This is a genomic window from Enterobacter sp. K16B, assembly GCF_020216105.1.
Lineage (GTDB): Bacteria > Pseudomonadota > Gammaproteobacteria > Enterobacterales > Enterobacteriaceae > Enterobacter > Enterobacter sichuanensis.
In genome coordinates this window covers 1-14,467 of the sequence record NZ_JAIWJZ010000020.1, presented here as the reverse complement: position 1 = coordinate 14,467, position 14,467 = coordinate 1, and the positions used below count along the sequence as shown (strand labels likewise).

The following is a 14,467-nucleotide window of genomic DNA, read 5'->3' as shown; positions in this document are numbered from 1 at the left end:
ATGACGCATAAGGAGTGCGTGTTATGGAGCAATCCCTCTCGTTTCCACGCGGTTTTCTCTGGGGCGGTGCCATTGCCGCCAACCAGGCTGAAGGGGCATGGAACGTGGACGGCAAAGGGCCGTCCGTTGCAGACGCCGTCGCCTGGAAACCCAACCTGTCCGTGAAAGATTACAGGGGTCATATGTCCCTGACGGACGAGAACATTCGTGATGCGTTTGAAGGCAACCATGACGCGCGCTACCCGAAGCGCCGCGGCATCGATTTTTATCACCACTATAAAGACGACATCGCCCTGTTTGCTGAGATGGGTTTTAAGGTGCTGCGCGTCTCCATTGCCTGGTCGCGCATTTTCCCGACCGGAGAGGACGCTACGCCCAACGAGGCCGGGCTGCAGTTTTATGAAGAGATGTTCCGCGAGCTGCGTTGTCATTACATCGAGCCGCTGGTCACCCTCTCCCACTATGAAATGCCGCTGGCGCTGAGCGAAAAATATAACGGCTGGGTACATCGCAACGTGGTGGATGCCTTTGTCCGCTTCAGCAATGTTTGTTTCGACCGCTATAAAGATCTGGTGCGTTACTGGCTGACCTTTAACGAAATAGACAGTATTCACCGTCATCCGTTTACCACGGCGGGTATTCGCGAAGAGAAGAGCGCACCGGGTCAGGCAAAGCAGGATATTTACCAGGGGCTACATCATCAGTTTGTCGCCTCAGCACTGGTGACGCGCGACTGCCACGCCAAAATTCCCGGCAGCCAGGTCGGTTGCATGCTGACAAAACTGACCACCTATCCGCACAGCTGCCGCCCGGAAGACGTTGAAGCTACGCTGAAGAAAAACCTGGAGAACTATTTTTATGCCGACGTGCAGGTATTTGGCGACTACCCGCCGCTGATCCTGCGCGATCTGGAAAGACAAAATATCCATATTGAAATGCACCCTGACGATCGGCGTATTTTAAAGGAGCATACCGTCGATTTCCTCTCCTTCAGCTACTACATGTCGATGACCGAATCCACTCAGCCGGACGCCGAACGCATTCCCGGCAATACCGTGCTCGGCGTGAAAAACCCCTATCTACCTGCGTCGGAATGGGGCTGGCAGATTGATCCCCTTGGGCTGAAAATCTCGCTGCTGGAGCTGTATGACCGTTACCGGAAACCGCTGTTTATCGTTGAAAACGGTCTGGGCGCGAAGGATGTGGTCGAAAACGGCAAGATCCACGATAGCTATCGCATCGACTATTTCCGCGCCCACTTTGAACAAACGCTGGCGGCGATTAATGAAGGGGTGGAGGTAATGGGGTTCACCACATGGGGGTGTATCGACATTATTAGCGCGGGCACCTCGCAGATGTCGAAGCGCTATGGCTTTATCTATGTCGATCAAGACGATGAAGGCAACGGCACGTTAAAACGGCTGAAAAAAGACTCCTTCTGGTGGTACCAAAAAGTGATTGCCAGTAACGGCGCAGACCTGAGCTAAGTATGCGCAGGCCGGGCAGACGCCCGGCCATCGCGCGTCGTGGCTACGCCTGACGCAAATTCTGTGCCGCCTTCACCATATTCGCCAGCGCCGCGCGGGTTTCCGGCCAGCCGCGGGTTTTCAGGCCGCAGTCCGGGTTCACCCACAGACGCTCAGCCGGAATACGCTGCGCGGCTTTCTTCAGCAGGGCTTCGATCCACTCCACGCTCGGCACGTTCGGGGAGTGGATGTCGTACACGCCCGGTCCAATTTCGTTCGGGTAGTCGAACTCTTCGAACGACTCCAGCAGTTCCATATCTGAACGCGAGGTCTCAATGGTGATCACATCAGCGTCCAGCGCGGCGATCGAATCCATGATGTCGTTAAATTCGCAGTAACACATGTGGGTGTGGATCTGGGTGTCGTCTTTCGCCACCGCGGCGTTGATGCGAAACGCCTCCACGCCCCACTTCAGGTAGGCATCCCAGTCGCTGCGGCGCAGCGGCAGACCTTCACGCAGGGCCGGTTCGTCAATCTGGATGATGCCAATGCCTGCGGCTTCGAGATCCGCCACTTCATCACGCAGCGCCAGCGCGATTTGCTTCGCGATGGTTTCACGGGACACATCTTCACGCGGGAAGGACCAGCAAAGAATGGTCACCGGGCCGGTCAACATCCCTTTCACGGGCTTGTCGGTCAGGGACTGGGCGTATTTCGCCCACTCCACGGTGATGGGTTCTGGGCGGCTGATATCACCGATGACCACCGGCGGCTTCACGCAGCGGGAGCCGTAGCTCTGCACCCAGCCATTCTGGGTGAACACGAAACCGTCCAGATGCTCACCGAAGTATTCCACCATGTCGTTACGCTCGGCCTCCCCGTGCACCAGCACGTCCAGACCTAAGCGCTCCTGCTCCACAATCGCCTGTTTGATGTGTTCGGCGATACCGGTACGGTAGTGATTCGCGTCCAGGTTGCCTTTTTTGAAGTCCAGGCGCAGGCCGCGGATCTCGGTGGTCTGTGGGAAAGAACCAATCGTGGTGGTCGGCCACGCAGGCAGGTTGAAGCGCGCGCGCTGCGCTTCGGCACGCACCTCATACGGGCTCTGACGCTGGCTGTCCTGGGCGGTGATGGCCGACAGACGTTTCTCCACAGCCGGGTTGTGAACACGAGCCGAGTGACGGCGCGCCTGGATGGGTGCGCTCCATTCGCTAATCGCCGTCGTGTCACCGCTGTTCAGGGCGTCACGCAGCAGGGCCAGCTCCTCACACTTTTGCAGGGCAAAGGCGAACCAGCTCTTCACTTCCGCATCCAGACGGGTTTCTACGCTGAGATCAATCGGGCTATGCAGCAGAGAGCAGGAAGAGGCGACCCACAGTTCACGTTTGTCTGCGATGTCTTTAATCTGCGCATATTTCTCCGTCAGATCGGCGCGCCAGACGTTACGCCCGTTCACCAGGCCGGCAGAGAGTAGCCAGTCCGCTGGCAGCCGTTTATGCAGCTCTGCCACATCATCGTTACCATGTACGAGGTCGACGTGCAGACCCTGCACCGGCAGCGCGGTAATCGTCTTCAGGTTTGGCGTCACGCCTTCGAAATAGGTGGTCAGCAGGAGCTTCACCTGCCCCGCAAGCGCATCATATGCCGGTTTGAAGGCAGAGAGCCATGCCTGCGGCAGCTCCAGCACCAGCGCAGGTTCGTCGATCTGCACCCACTGAATGCCGCGCTTGCCCAGCTCAATCAGGACCTGTTTGTAGACCGGCAGAATATCGTTGAGCAGGCTCAGACGATCGAACTGCTCCCCTTTCACTTTACCCAGCCACAGGTAGGTTACCGGCCCCAGCAATACGGGCTTCACCTGGTGACCCAACGCCAGCGCTTCGTCCACTTCATCAAGAAGCTGCGTCCAGGTCAGTTTGAACTGCTGACCTTTTACGAACTCCGGCACCATATAGTGATAGTTGGTGTTAAACCACTTGGTCATTTCCGCCGCTGCCGCTGGCTCACCCGTTGGCGCACGGCCACGGCCGATGCGGAACAGGGTATCGATATCTACCGATCCATCGCTGTTCTGATGACGAGCCGGCACGTTGCCAAGCAGCAGGCTGGTCGTCAGAACATGGTCGTACCAGGCGAAATCGCCCACCGGCAGCAGGTCAATGCCCGCCTGTTTTTGCTGATCCCAGTGACGGGCGCGCAGCTCGCGTCCCACTGCCAGCAGCTCTTCACGGGTGGCGTTTCCCGCCCAGTAGCTTTCTTGCGCTTTTTTCAGCTCGCGACGCAGGCCAACGCGAGGGAAACCGAGAGTGTGATTACGGATGGTCATGTGTTCTTCCTCTAATTAATTGTAAATCCTTTGGATTTTGAATTCAGGGAAGGCGGCAAGTTTGCTCATCCCCGGGAGCTTACATGAGTAAGTGACCTGGGTGAGTAAACGCAGCCAACGCACCATAAATTTAAAAGACGAAGGATTTTAGACGTCCAGATGTTTACACTTCTATAATTGGCGGTTACTGTATATTCCTCAAGCGCAAAATGTTCATGCCGAAGTGAAGGACTTTCATGATCGAGATAAAACACCTGAAAACGCTCCAGGCGTTACGGAACTGCGGCTCGCTCGCGGCGGCGGCGGCCACGCTGCACCAGACCCAGTCCGCCCTTTCTCACCAGTTCAGCGATCTGGAACAACGCCTCGGCTTTCGTCTTTTTGTGCGTAAGAGTCAGCCGCTGCGCTTTACACCGCAGGGCGAGATCCTGTTGCAGCTGGCGAATCAGGTCCTGCCGCAGATCGCCAGCGCGCTGCAGGCGTGTAACGAACCGCAGCAGACCACACTGCGTATCGCCATTGAGTGCCACAGCTGTATCCAGTGGCTGACCCCCGCGCTTGAGAACTTCCGCCAGAAGTGGCCACAGGTGGAGATGGACTTTAAATCCGGCGTGACGTTCGACCCGCAGCCCTCGCTGCAGCAGGGCGAGCTGGATCTGGTGATGACGTCCGATATTCTGCCGCGCAGCGGCCTGCACTATTCACCGATGTTTGATTATGAAGTGCGCCTGGTGCTGGCGCCGGATCATCCGCTGGCGGCCAAAACGCGCATCACGCCGGAAGACCTGGCGACAGAAACGCTGCTGATTTATCCCGTTCAGCGCAGTCGTCTGGATATCTGGCGTCACTTCCTGCAGCCGGCAGGCATTAGCCCGCAGCTGAAAAGCGTGGATAACACCCTGCTGTTGATTCAGATGGTGGCGGCCAGAATGGGTATCGCAGCGCTGCCGCACTGGGTGGTGGAGAGTTTTGAACGCCAGGGCCTGGTGGTCACCAAAACCCTGGGTGAAGGACTGTGGAGCCGGCTGTACGCCGCCGTGCGCGATGGCGAGCAGCGTCAGCCGATTACAGAGGCGTTTATTCGCTCAGCGCGGAACCACGCGTGCGACCATCTTCCGTTTGTGCGGAGCGCGGAGCGACCCAGCGGCGATGGACCCACAGCGAAGCCAGGATCACCGTTCCCCCAATAAGGAAGCTCGGCCAGTGCGGCTGTTGCTGCCAGATGGCGAGGTTGACCAGCAGCCCCGCCGGGACATGCACGTTGTTCATGATCCCCAGCGTACCGGCGTCGACCTGGGTCGCGCCGTAGTTCCACATGAAGTATCCCAGCCCTGAAGCCACCACGCCCAGCCAGACCAGAACGCCCCACTGCACGTTTGTGGTTGGCAGTTTTTGCGGGTTACCGAGCATAAACCACGCCGCCACCGCAACAATCGCAGCCCCCATATAGAACCAGGCGAACGCGTTATGCTGCGGCATCGGACGGGTTTCCATCAGACGTTTGTAGCCCACCATGCCGATGGCGAAACTGATGTTGGCGAGCTGGACGAACATCAGCCCGGTCCAGAAGTGATCGCTCACTTTGTCGTAGCGAATAATTGCCGCGCCAATCACCGCCAGTGCCGCGCTCAGCAGGTATCCCCAGCGCAGGCGGCGCTTGCTGAGCAAATCGTAGATCAGCGTGATATAGAGCGGCGTAAGCACGGTGAACAGCAGGAATTCAGAGACGGACAGGTAGACGTAAGCCCGGAAGCTAAACAGATACATGATGCCGAGCTGCATCGCCCCCACCAGCATATACAGCACGATCGTTTTCAACGATTGCCCGCGCGTACGCAGAAACGGCAGGAACACCAGTGCCGCCAGCCCCACGCGCATCAGCACCGAGAAGTAGCTGTCGACCGAACCGGCAAGGTATTCGCCAATCAGGCTAAAGGAGAAGGCCCACAGGATAGTGGTGATAATGAGTAGCGCCACAATGCTTGTCTCTCAGAAATAAGGAGAGGCATTGTAGCGAACTCTTTAGTTGACAACTGAGCAATAAATAACCGAATGAAGATTATTCAAGGAACAGTTTGCGCAGATACTTCGGTACCGCGTTATCAGCGTTAGAACCAATCACTTCCAGTTCCGGGTGCAGATCTTTCAGACGCTGGTGCGCGTTCTGCATGATACAGCCCTTACCTGCCATCGAAAGCATTTCGGCATCGTTCATGCCGTCACCAAAGGCGATACAGTCTTTCAGCCCGAAGCCCAGACGTTTCGCGACCGCTTCCAGGGCGTGGCCTTTGGAGACACCTCCCGCCATCACTTCCAGACAGGTCAGCGTTGAGAAGCTGACATTAACGCGATCGCCCCAGCGGGCGTTGATCGCCTGTTCCAGCGGGAGCAGCTCTTCATGGCTGTCGCAGGTGAAGAACACTTTACTGATGCCATCCGGCTCCAGCATACCTGGTTCATATAGGGAGTAGTTGAATACCGCTTCTTTGAAGAAACGCATTTCATCCGGGCGATGGCGGTTCATGAACCAGTCGTCATCGCGATAAACGTTAGTGACGATAGCCGGATTATTGTGCACCACACAGAACAGATCGGCAGCAATATCGCGATCCAGGTTGTGTGTAAAGATCAGATTGCCGTCGGTATCATGTACGCGCGCACCGTTGGAGGTGATCATGTACGATTTGATCTCAAGATTATCGCGGATCTGCCCCACGTCTACGTGGTGGCGGCCGGTGGCAAACACAAAGTTCACGCCCCGGGCAGTCAGCAGCTTTAAGGTCTCTTTCGCGTAAGGCGACAGGGTGTGGTCGGGGGAGAGCAGCGTGCCATCTAAATCAGATGCAACAACCTGGTACATAGGAAAATTTAACCTCAATAGACAATCAGTTATGCCGGTCGAAAAACTCGACGATGGCGTTAAGCGCGACTGAGCGCATAGCGTCCTTTTCAAAAAGGATCTCATGGTACGCGCCGTTGATAACCAACGGTTTTCCCCCTTCACAAGGGTGGCCGGCGGCAGCGCGGAGTTCACAAAAGCGGTCATGCATGCGGTTATCCACCACACGCTCTTCTTCAGCCTGAATCAGGAGGGTTGGCGTATCATCATTCGCGACGCCTGCCAGAACCTGCTCACCGGCAAGGATCCCTTCCCGTACCCAGTGATATGTCGGGCCGCCCACGCGCAGGCGCGGCTCATCGGCATAAAAACGCAGGTTACGACGATAGCGCTGTCGGCTGTGCGTCAGGACGTTCATCGCAAAGGGCAATGCTCGCCAGCGCCCCGTTCCGATGGCATAGCCTTCCCGAATGCGCTGATGGCCCTCAGCCCAGTCGAGAATATGACGTACCATCCAGTCAGGAAAACGCATGACGATGCCATACATCGGCGCGGTGAGCGCAATGGCGTCACACTGGTGCGGGTGGCGCTGTAAGAACAACGTTGAAATCGCACCGCCCATCGAGTGTGCCAGGATATAGCGCTTCCGCCAGGGGCCAGGCTCGACCTCCTGCTGCCAGAACGCGGCGAGATCGTCGACGTAATCACTGAAGTTATCCACATGGCCGCGATGCGTGTCCGATAACAGGCGGCCGGAAAGCCCCTGCCCGCGATGGTCAATAATCAGCACATCGAAGCCAAGATGGAACAGGTCATAGGCCAGTTCGGCGTATTTGACGTAGCTCTCGATACGTCCGGGGCAGACCACAATGACCCGGTCATTTTTCTTATCGCGAAAACGCACAAAGCGTACCGGAATACCACCGACACCCGTAAACTCATCTTCCTCACGCTGGCGCCAGAAATCGGTCAGCGGCCCCATGGAGAAAGCAGCAAATGCGTTTTCTCGTGTTTCCCAGTCCTTTTTCTGCTGAAACATCGGGTTTCTACTCACCTAAGCCAAGGAATATCGTTTTTTCGTCACCGGTCACAAAATGACTCAACAATAGCGTATTGTGGCATAAAAACAGACGATTCGGGAGTTTCAAATGACCTTCGAGTGGTGGTTCGCTTACCTGCTGACATCCATCATCCTTAGCCTTTCACCAGGCTCGGGCGCCATTAACACCATGACCACCTCCATTAACCACGGCTATCGCGGTGCGGCGGCGTCGATTGCTGGTTTGCAGACCGGGCTGGGCATTCACATCGTGCTGGTCGGGATTGGTCTGGGCACCCTGTTCTCCCGCTCGGTACTGGCGTTTGAAGTACTGAAATGGGCCGGGGCGGCGTATCTGATCTGGCTCGGCATCCAGCAGTGGCGCGCGGCAGGCTCCATCAACCTGAATACGCTCGCGCAGACGCAAAATCGTGGCCATCTGTTTAAGCGTGCGGTGTTCGTCAACCTGACCAACCCGAAAAGCATCGTCTTCCTCGCCGCGCTGTTCCCGCAGTTTATCGTGCCGCATCAGCCCCAGGTGATGCAGTACGTGGTGCTGGGCGCGACCACCATTATCGTTGATATCATCGTGATGATTGGTTACGCGACGCTGGCGCAGCGAATTGCGGCATGGATTAAAGGGCCTAAACAGATGAAGGCCCTGAATAAGGTGTTTGGTTCGCTGTTTATGCTGGTTGGCGCGCTGCTTGCGTCAGCGCGTCACGCTTAGCGAGAAATGATGAGATGAATACCGAAGCCGGCGAACAGCGCGCCGGCGAAGCCGTCAATCCACTTCGCGATGCGCTGGTAGCCGCGGCGCATCGCCGGTAAGGCAAACAGGCTTGCCACGATGGTGAACCAGGCAAACGTCTCAACCACGATCAGCAGGAAGATCCCCCAGCGTGCGCCCGCGCCAACGCTGTCGCCGACAAACAGCGAGAAGACAGAGCCGAAATAGATAATCGCCTTCGGGTTCGCCAGGTTGGTCAGCAGACCTTTTACAAAACTGCGGCCGCCCGTTGCCAGCTCAATCTTTGGCTCTTGCGGTTTTTTCTCTTCTTTCTTCAGCGCCCCGCGCAGCATCTGGTAGCCCATCCAGCACAGATACAGGCCACCGCCAACCATAATGATGTTATGCAGCCAGGCCATTTTCGCCAGAATCAGGTTCAGGCCAAGCAGCGCCACCGCCGCCCAGACCATAACGCCCATGGTGATACCCAGCACGCCCATCATCGCCTCTTTGCGGGAGCGGCTGACCGCGGTTTGTGATACGAAGAAGAAGTCAGGGCCCGGGCTCATCAGCGCAACGATGTGCACTAACGCCACGGTGAGAAATAGCATTAACATAATTCGCTCGCGGGGAAATAATTCAGTGAGTCATCATCCTGGCACTTTTTCGCCCGGCTGACTACTCCTCATCATCACCGTCAGCATGGGAACGGATAAGCGCCATAAACTCCTTACCAAAACGCTCCAGCTTGCGCGTGCCAACGCCGTTAACGCTGAGCATTTCGCTGGCGCTCAGCGGCATCTGTTCGGCCATCTCGATCAGCGTCGCGTCGTTGAACACCACGTAAGGCGGGATGTTTTCTTCATCGGCGATGGCTTTACGCAGCTTGCGCAGTTTGGCAAACAGCTTGCGGTCGTAGTTGCCGCCGTACGATTTTTGCATCACTCGCGGCTTCAGGGCGATAACGCGCGGCACGGCAAGCTTCAGTTCAACGTCCCCCCTCAGCACCGGGCGCGCGGCTTCGGTGAGCTGAAGCGCGGAGTGCTGGGCGATGTTCTGTGTGGCAAAACCGAGGTGAATCAGCTGACGAATAATGCTGACCCAGTGCTCGTGACTCTGATCCTTGCCGATACCGTAGACAGGCAGCTTGTCGTGGCCCATGTCGCGGATACGCTGGTTATTGGCACCGCGCAGCACTTCCACCACGTAGCCCATCCCGAAGCGCTGATTCACACGATAAATGGTTGAGAGCGCCTTACGCGCGTCCATCAGACCATCGTACTGTTTCGGCGGATCGAGGCAGATATCGCAGTTGCCACACGGCTCCTGTCGCCCTTCACCAAAGTAGTTGAGCAGCACCAGGCGACGGCAGGTTTGCGCTTCGGCAAATGCGCCCATCGCGTTGAGCTTGTGACGTTCGATATCCTGCAGTTGCCCCTGCGGTTTCTCTTCCAGGCAGCGGCGCAGCCACGCCATATCAGCCGGATCGTAAAACAGCATCGCTTCCGCCGGCAGACCGTCGCGTCCGGCGCGACCGGTTTCCTGATAGTAAGATTCGATATTGCGTGGAATGTCGAAGTGCACCACAAAGCGCACGTTTGGCTTGTTGATCCCCATGCCGAACGCCACCGTCGCCACCACAATCTGCAGGTCGTCGCGCTGGAATTTTTCCTGCACGTCGGCGCGGATGTGGTTTTCCAGCCCGGCATGGTAAGCCGCCGCGCTAAAGCCGCGGTTTTGCAGGCGCGCGGCGGTGTCTTCCACCTTCGCACGGCTGTTGCAGTAGATGATGCCGGACTTGCCGCGCTGCTCCTGCACGTAGCGTAAGAGCTGATCCAGCGGCTTGAATTTTTCCATCAGCATGTAGCGGATGTTGGGGCGGTCGAAGCTGCTGACCTGAATATAGGGGTCGTTCAGCCCCAGCAGGCGAACGATATCCAGACGGGTGGTGTCATCTGCCGTGGCGGTAAGCGCCATAAACGGCAGCTCGGGGAAGCGCTGACGCAGCTGACCGAGTGCGGCGTATTCCGGACGGAAATCGTGTCCCCACTGGGAGATACAGTGCGCTTCATCCACCGCCAGCAGCACCGGGTTCCAGTGCGCGAGATGGTCGAGGAAGTTATCCAGCATCAGGCGTTCGGGCGCGATATACAGCAGGCGGATCTGCCCGGTGCGGCACCCGGCCATCACTTCCTGCTGCTGCTCGCGGGTTTGCGTGGAGTTAAGACAGGCCGCCGCCACGCCGTTGGCGAGCAGCTGGTCCACCTGGTCTTTCATCAGCGAAATCAGGGGCGATACCACCACCGTCAGGCCGTTAAGCACCAGCGCGGGTACCTGATAACAGAGCGATTTACCGCCGCCGGTTGGCATCACCACCAGGCAGTCGCGGCCTTCCAGCACCGTTTCAATGATGGTTTCCTGGCCAGGGCGGAACTGCTGGTAGCCAAAGGTTTCATGCAAAACCTGTTTAGCCAGCGACTCCTGATTCAATACTTCCGCCTGCGCCACATTAACCCCATCTGCGAAAAATAAAACAGGCGCTATTTTCAGCGCCTGAGAGAGAAACTTCAACGTTTAACGCAAAAACATTCGAGCGGCCTAGAGAATGTCGTTCAGCATCACGCCCACGCCAATGCGGGTCTGGTTGAAGTTGTAGTCGATAAGCGACTCGCCGTAACCGCTGTAGACTTGCGTATAGATGCGCACGTGCTTCGTCATTGGGTAGCTTAAGCCCACTTCCGCACCGCCGTAACCGGTGTTCCAGTTATACTGGCCCTTCGCGCTCAGCACAGCATCGCCCAGCTGATAGCCGACTTTGAGCTGGTAGTAGCCCATGTATTTGGTGATATCCGGGTTGTCATCGGTTTCGCCCACCACATACCACGGCTTCACTTCCACCATCCAGTTGCCATTTTGCGCCATCAGGCGCGTATAGGCGCGGTTCCAGCTACGGGACGTCGGGTCGGAGCGGCCGTTGGAATCGTGGTTAAAGCCCACTTCGACGTCACGCAGCGTCCAGCCCGCAAACTCATAATCCGTTGCAAAACCGAGGAACAGCTGCGGTTCATAGTTGGTTTCACGGAACGGGGAGGACTCTCCGCTGTTAGAGAGCTGCCACCAGGATTTCTGCGTGTAAGACGCGCCCAGCACCGAGTTCGGCCCCAGAATGCCGCGCCAGAACGGGAAGGCCAGGCTGAGCTGGAACTTCACCTCATCTTTACGCGCATTATCAGACCAGTTATAGGAGCTTATCGCCTCTTTGTTGAGGTCACTGGTCTGGGTGTAAATCACGTAGTTGGTGTCATACGGATAGAGCGTGAACGGATTGTCATGCTCCTGAAGTAGGTTGGCGATAATGCTGCCGTGAACGGCAGGTTTATCATGCACCTCTTTGATCGTCGCTTCCTGCGCATACGCTGTGAGGGGCAGCGAAACCGCCGCCAGTAACCAGGCCAGATACGTCCGCATCGGTGGTGTTCTCCTGCAAAAGAGTAAATTTCGTTGAATAGTTATGTGCCCGTCATTCTACAGACTTCTGCGACAACTGCTGCATCCTCGTTTCTGAAAGTGGAATTCCTTATTGCTGAGGCATAAAATCAACATTTCATTAACAATAAGGATGTGATGCCTCATGTCAGCCATGCTTACCGCCGATGAAGTGTTAAAACTCGTGGGCGAGATTTTTGTTTACCATATGCCGTTTAACCGTGCGCTGGGACTGGAGCTGGAGCGTTATGAGAAGGACTTTGCCCAGCTGAGTTTCAACAACCAGCCAATGATGGTGGGTAACTGGGCGCAAAGTATTTTACACGGCGGGGTGATTGCCTCCGCGCTGGACGTCGCGGCAGGCCTGGTCTGTGTGGGCAGCACGCTGACCCGCCACGACACCATCAACGAAGACGAACTTCGCCAGCGTCTGGCACGCATGGGCACTATCGACTTACGCGTTGACTACCTTCGCCCGGGGCGCGGAAATCGCTTTACCTGTACCAGCAGCCTGTTGCGCGCGGGCAACAAAGTTGCCGTGGCACGCGTTGAATTACACAACGAGGAACAGGTCTATATTGCCAGCGCAACTGCCACTTATATGGTGGGTTGAGGCTGCAAAATCGGGTAAAATTATTTCACTTTTTTGTAACGGATTTTCCCGATGGATGCTAAACAGACGCGGCAGGGCGTTTTACTCGCCCTTGCCGCTTATTTTATTTGGGGTATCGCCCCGGCATATTTCAAGCTCATCGCCAACGTTCCGGCCGATGAGATCCTGACTCACCGCGTCATCTGGTCGTTCTTCTTTATGATTGCGCTGATGAGCCTCAGCCGTCAGTGGTCCGGCGTCAAAACGCTGCTGCAAACCCCGAAGAAGATTTTCCTGCTGGCGCTCTCTGCGGTGTTGATTGGCGGTAACTGGCTGCTGTTTATCTGGGCTGTGAATAACCACCACATGCTTGAAGCGAGCCTGGGGTACTTTATCAATCCGCTGGTGAATATCGTGCTGGGGATGATTTTCCTCGGCGAGCGCTTCCGACGTATGCAGTGGGTGGCCGTCATTCTGGCCTTCTGCGGCGTGATGGTACAGCTCTGGACCTTCGGCTCGTTGCCGATTATTGCCCTTGGCCTGGCGTTCAGCTTTGCCTTTTATGGCCTGGTGCGTAAGAAGATAGCTGTCGAAGCACAAACCGGCATGCTGTTTGAAACCCTGTGGCTGCTGCCGGTTGCGGCGATTTATCTTTTCGGCATCGCCGACAGCCCGACCAGCCATATGGGCAGCAACCCGTGGTCGCTGAATCTGATGCTGATGGCGGCAGGTGTGGTAACGACGATCCCACTGCTGTGCTTCACCGGTGCGGCGACGCGCCTGCGTCTCTCTACCCTGGGCTTTTTCCAGTATATTGGCCCGACGCTGATGTTCCTGCTGGCGGTGGTGTTTTACGGTGAAGTGCCGGGTGCGGATAAAATGGTGACGTTCGCCTTTATCTGGGTGGCGCTGGCGATTTTTGTCGCCGATGCGATTTACACCCAGCGCAGGGCCCGCAAAGGAATGTAGGTGTATTGTAGGGCGGGTAAGCGCAGCGCTACCCGCCAGATGTTTACAGCCAGTTACGACGCTTAAAGTACAGATACGGCGCCAGCCCGGCGAGGATCATAAAGATAATCGCCCCCGGGTAACCAAAGCTCCACTTCAGCTCCGGCATAAACTCAAAGTTCATCCCGTAGCTGGAGGCCACCAGCGTCGGCGGCAGGAACACCACGGATACCACCGAGAAGATCTTGATGATGCGGTTCTGCTCGATGTTGATAAAGCCCATCGCCGCCTGCATCAGGAAGTTGACCTTCTGGAACAGGGATTCGTTGTGCGGCAGCAGGGATTCGATATCACGCAGGATCTCCCGCGCCTGCTCCAGCTGGCCGCCCGGCAGACGCGCCTTGCGCACCAGGAAGTTCAGCGCGCGCTGGGTATCCATCAGACACAAACGCACTTTCCAGCCGATATCTTCCAGCTCCGCCAGGGTGGAGAGCGCTTCGTCGTACTCATCGCCCTGATGGCCTTCCATGATGACACGGCTCAGCTTTTCCAGATCGCTGTAGATGTTTTCAATCTCGTCCGCAAGCTGTTCAATTTTGGTCTCGAACAGGTCGAGCAGCAGCTCCCAGGCATTACCATCATTTAATGGCTGGCTGCGGGCGCGCATGCGGTAGAGACGGAATGCCGGCAGCTCACGCTCGCGCAGGGTAAACAGGCGGCCATCACGAATGGTAAACGCCACGGTGGAGTTTCCCGCGTGGTCTTCGGCATCTTCAAAGAAGAAGAAAGAGTGAATGTGCAAACCGTCTTCGTCTTCAAAAAAACGCGCAGATGCTTCGATGTCTTCCAGTTCCGGGCGTGTCGCCAGGCTTTGTCCCAGCTCAGATTGTACGCGAAGGCGTTCATCGTCGTCCGGCTCGACCAGATCCACCCATACGGCATCAATGAGGGGCTGTGACTCTTCGGCTTCAAGCCGCGTCAGTCGGTTATTTTCGAGTTGAAATGCGCTCAACATGACCGGGACTCCCAATGCAAAAAAAA

Annotated in this window: 13 protein-coding genes; 5 read left to right on the top strand and 8 right to left on the bottom strand. The window is 56.7% G+C overall.

Annotated elements, in window-relative coordinates; translation table 11 throughout:
- The first annotated feature begins 23 nt into the window (after window positions 1-23).
- Window positions 24-1,487: a glycoside hydrolase family 1 protein gene (locus LDK53_RS04995; RefSeq protein WP_225284777.1), complete on the top strand. Its 1,464-nt coding sequence runs from the start codon at window positions 24-26 to the stop codon at window positions 1,485-1,487.
- A gap of 43 nt (window positions 1,488-1,530) precedes the next feature.
- Here LDK53_RS04995 and metE read toward each other — a convergent pair whose 3' ends face one another.
- Window positions 1,531-3,792 carry a 5-methyltetrahydropteroyltriglutamate--homocysteine S-methyltransferase gene (metE, locus tag LDK53_RS04990; RefSeq protein ID WP_225284775.1) on the bottom strand — a complete coding sequence of 754 codons (2,262 nt, stop codon included), beginning with the start codon at window positions 3,790-3,792 and terminating at the stop codon, window positions 1,531-1,533.
- Between the two features lie 236 nt (window positions 3,793-4,028).
- Between metE and metR the strand changes: the two genes are divergently transcribed.
- Complete coding sequence (gene metR, locus LDK53_RS04985) at window positions 4,029-4,982, top strand: HTH-type transcriptional regulator MetR (RefSeq protein ID WP_025757533.1); 954 nt, start codon at window positions 4,029-4,031, stop codon at window positions 4,980-4,982.
- Here metR and LDK53_RS04980 read toward each other — a convergent pair.
- From LDK53_RS04980 to pldB, 3 genes are all read right to left on the bottom strand, one after another.
- Window positions 4,870-5,769 (bottom strand): carboxylate/amino acid/amine transporter, encoded by a 900-nt coding sequence (locus tag LDK53_RS04980; protein WP_032672477.1) that lies wholly within the window; start codon window positions 5,767-5,769, stop codon window positions 4,870-4,872. The genes metR and LDK53_RS04980 overlap by 113 nt on opposite strands.
- Before the next feature lie 82 nt (window positions 5,770-5,851).
- Window positions 5,852-6,652, bottom strand: a complete 801-nt coding sequence (gene yigL, locus LDK53_RS04975) for a sugar/pyridoxal phosphate phosphatase YigL (RefSeq protein WP_225284767.1) — start codon at window positions 6,650-6,652, stop codon at window positions 5,852-5,854.
- Between the two features lie 25 nt (window positions 6,653-6,677).
- Complete coding sequence (gene pldB, locus LDK53_RS04970; protein ID WP_045285582.1) at window positions 6,678-7,670, bottom strand: lysophospholipase L2; 993 nt, start codon at window positions 7,668-7,670, stop codon at window positions 6,678-6,680.
- 109 nt (window positions 7,671-7,779) lie between these two features.
- On the opposite strand from pldB, the gene rhtB reads away from it, so the two are divergent.
- A complete protein-coding gene (gene rhtB, locus LDK53_RS04965) occupies window positions 7,780-8,400 on the top strand; it encodes a homoserine/homoserine lactone efflux protein (RefSeq protein WP_008501533.1) in 621 nt (206 codons plus the stop codon).
- Here the strand turns inward: rhtB and rhtC are convergent.
- From rhtC to pldA, 3 genes are all read right to left on the bottom strand, one after another.
- A complete protein-coding gene (rhtC, locus tag LDK53_RS04960; RefSeq protein ID WP_104557414.1) occupies window positions 8,397-9,017 on the bottom strand; it encodes a threonine export protein RhtC in 621 nt (206 codons plus the stop codon). The genes rhtB and rhtC overlap by 4 nt on opposite strands.
- 61 nt (window positions 9,018-9,078) lie before the next feature.
- A complete protein-coding gene (gene recQ, locus LDK53_RS04955; protein ID WP_047345452.1) occupies window positions 9,079-10,908 on the bottom strand; it encodes an ATP-dependent DNA helicase RecQ in 1,830 nt (609 codons plus the stop codon).
- 90 nt (window positions 10,909-10,998) lie between these two features.
- Window positions 10,999-11,868 (bottom strand): phospholipase A, encoded by an 870-nt coding sequence (pldA, locus tag LDK53_RS04950; protein WP_095442005.1) that lies wholly within the window; start codon window positions 11,866-11,868, stop codon window positions 10,999-11,001.
- A 163-nt stretch (window positions 11,869-12,031) separates the two neighbouring features.
- On the opposite strand from pldA, the gene yigI reads away from it, so the two are divergent.
- Both yigI and rarD read left to right on the top strand, forming a co-directional pair.
- The gene (yigI, locus tag LDK53_RS04945) at window positions 12,032-12,499 is read left to right on the top strand and encodes an acyl-CoA thioesterase YigI (protein WP_025757543.1); all 468 of its coding nucleotides are present in this window, start codon (window positions 12,032-12,034) and stop codon (window positions 12,497-12,499) included.
- Window positions 12,500-12,550: 51 nt separating this feature from the next.
- On the top strand, window positions 12,551-13,447 hold the full coding sequence (gene rarD / locus LDK53_RS04940; protein ID WP_059385452.1) for an EamA family transporter RarD: 897 nt from the start codon (window positions 12,551-12,553) through the stop codon (window positions 13,445-13,447).
- 43 nt (window positions 13,448-13,490) lie between these two features.
- Here rarD and corA read toward each other — a convergent pair whose 3' ends face one another.
- Window positions 13,491-14,441: a magnesium/cobalt transporter CorA gene (gene corA / locus LDK53_RS04935; RefSeq protein ID WP_025757547.1), complete on the bottom strand. Its 951-nt coding sequence runs from the start codon at window positions 14,439-14,441 to the stop codon at window positions 13,491-13,493.
- Window positions 14,442-14,467: the final 26 nt, after the last annotated feature.